Consider the following 2789-nt stretch of genomic DNA (forward strand, 5'->3'; position numbering starts at 1 on the left):
GGTGCGAGACGTTTCTAACTGAAAAGGTTAGACACGTTCTTGAAAAATCAACCTGATAATCAGGTTAAATTTGAATAGAATGGAGAACTCTTATCTTGAAAATTGGAATGAAGGGGTAACGACCTGAAACGATTTCTCTAATACTCCGACATGCGTTTATCTTGTGCAAAGGTAAAGGTTTGAAGCTCGGTGAAGTCGGCTGAAAGATACCGTCATTCTTAAGGACTTAAGAATCGAAAGTGTTCCAGAGGTGGAATATGTATCTGATAGGTCGGGAGTCATTAAAAACTAAATAGGGTGAGAATGTGCATGAGCACTGACGAACCAGCGAATGTACGCTCCGAAGGCGAGTACGTAGAAATGCGTATAACAACGTAAGTTGTTTCAACTTGAGGAAGAGTAAGAATCGACGATATGAAATTCCTTGTTATGTTACAGGCATATCAAAGTTGAAGGGGTATAGCTAGGCACCTAAGTTTAGTATTGATAAAGATAAGGGAACGTCGAAAGCTAGAGATGTGGAGGTTGCACAACCAGAGAAACATTGGAAAGAAAATCATAACTTTCCTTAATCTCTAGTGAGAGTGGTGGCACGACCTTTGAAAGTGTTGTAATGATACTGGAGGAACAGCCACTAGTCAATAGTGTATTGTTATGAACTTTATCATTTCATGGATTCTTGTAAGACATAAAAGGTCACGAATCCAAAGAGAGGAGTGATAGACCATGACGAAACCAAAAAATGATGACAAACTATTAAAACATCAAAAACTAAGGTATGCGGAATACTATGGCATGACCGAGATATTTGATGATTTATATTCCAAAAGTCAAAAGGGATTCAGTTTTAAGAACTTAATGAACATTATCATATCTCCCGAGAATATACTGCTCGCTTATCGTACCATAAAGCGGAATGGTGGTAGTCAAACCGAAGGAGTAGATGGTGTTACCATTAAAGATTTAGAAAATCTGACCCAAGAAGACTTTATCTCTAAAGTTCAAAGAAGATTTCAATATTATAGACCCAGAAAAGTCAGAAGAGTAGAGATTCCTAAGCCAAATGGGAAGAAACGACCACTTGGCATTCCCTCGATGTGGGACAGAGTAGCTCAACAGTGTATTTTACAAGTGTTGGAGCCAATCTGTGAAGCGAAATTTTACAAACACAGTTATGGATTTAGACCCTTAAGGTCGGCTGATAACGCTATTATGGACTGTATGTATCGTATGAATAAAAGTCATATGACTTATGTCGTTGACGTTGATATTAAAGGCTTTTTTGATGAAGTGAATCATACTAAGTTAATGCGTCAAATCTGGACATTAGGTATCAGGGACAAACAACTTCTAGTGATTATTCGAAAAATGTTAAAAGCACCAATTGTTCTTCCGAATGGAAAAGTGACCTATCCAACTAAGGGCACACCACAAGGAGGTATCTTATCTCCACTACTTGCCAATATCAATCTCAATGAATTTGATTGGTGGATAGGACGACAATGGGAAGAAAGAGATTGTAAGGAATTAGTTCCTCAATATAATTCCAAGGGAACAAGACACAAGTCACATGTTTACAGAAAGCTGCGAATTTCAACGACGCTAAAAGAAGTTTATATTGTTCGATATGCGGATGATTTTAAAATCTTTTGTCGAAATAGGAATGAGGCAGAGCGAACGTTTAAGGCTGTAAAATTGTGGTTAAAAGAACGACTTAACCTCCCTATTTCAGAGGAAAAATCTCAAATTACCAATCTGAGAAAGAAAAGCAGTGAATTCCTTGGGATTACTTTAAAGCTAGTTTCTAAGAATAATCGTTTGGTTTGTTTCTCTCATATTGCATCAAAAGCCAAGAAACGTATTAAACATCAACTGAAACAACAGATGAAATTGATACAAATTAAAGGTGCTAAAGAAACAATTATTCGTGAAATACAGAAGTATAATAGTATGGTTATCGGTATTCATAACTATTATAGTATGGCAACACATGTGAGTAAGGATTTAGAAGAAATTCATTATCAGCTTTATCTCTCTTTTAAAAATAGATTGCAGGCGAAAGGTCTGACAAAAATAGGAGAATACAAGGGAAAAGATAAAGGACTTCTCCCCTACCTCCAATCTCAAAATATTCGGTACTTAATGGGTTATCCAATTCTTCCAATTAGCTATGTCAAGACGAGAACACTAAAAGGAAGAAATAAGAATCTGAATAGGTATACTCCCGAGGGGAGAAAATTGATTCATAAACAACAGGAATCTGTTGAAACATGGAAATTAAAATGGCTGAGAGAACACTCAATTATAAATAAGCGTGCAACAGTTGAATACAATGATAATCGAATTTCTTTATTTGTAGCTCAAAAAGGGAAATGTGCTGTAACCGGTCAGGAATTGGATATGGATGATATTCATTGTCACCATAAGAGACCGTGGTTAGAAACAAAGGATGACTCTTATAGGAACCTTATCATTGTTGGACGAGATATTCATCGCCTGATTCACGCAACAAATGAGAAGGTTATCAAAAATCTCTTTCAGCTTTTGAATTTGAGTAATACAGGACTGACCAAATTAAATCAGTTGCGCGAACTTGCAGGAAATTCACCATTATTGAAAGAAAATTTGAACTTAGAACAATTATGTTAATCATATTAATACAGCACGATAAAGCAAAATCGTGATAATACACTATTGATGGAACGCCGTGTGCGGTGAAAGTCGCACGCACGGTGTGAAGCGGGGGAAAAGATGGAGATAGTATCAAAGTTTTACCTATCGCTATAGAA

The 2789-nt window shown here is 36.5% G+C and carries 1 protein-coding gene; it reads left to right on the forward strand.

Going from position 1 to position 2789, the window contains the following annotated elements; genetic code table 11:
• Window positions 1–726 precede the first annotated feature (726 nt).
• Complete coding sequence (gene ltrA, locus D8848_RS10590) at window positions 727–2649, forward strand: group II intron reverse transcriptase/maturase (RefSeq protein ID WP_125444083.1); 1923 nt, start codon at window positions 727–729, stop codon at window positions 2647–2649.
• Window positions 2650–2789 lie beyond the last annotated feature (140 nt).

The sequence above is a fragment of the Streptococcus mitis genome (assembly GCF_003942775.1).
GTDB lineage: Bacteria > Bacillota > Bacilli > Lactobacillales > Streptococcaceae > Streptococcus > Streptococcus mitis_CN.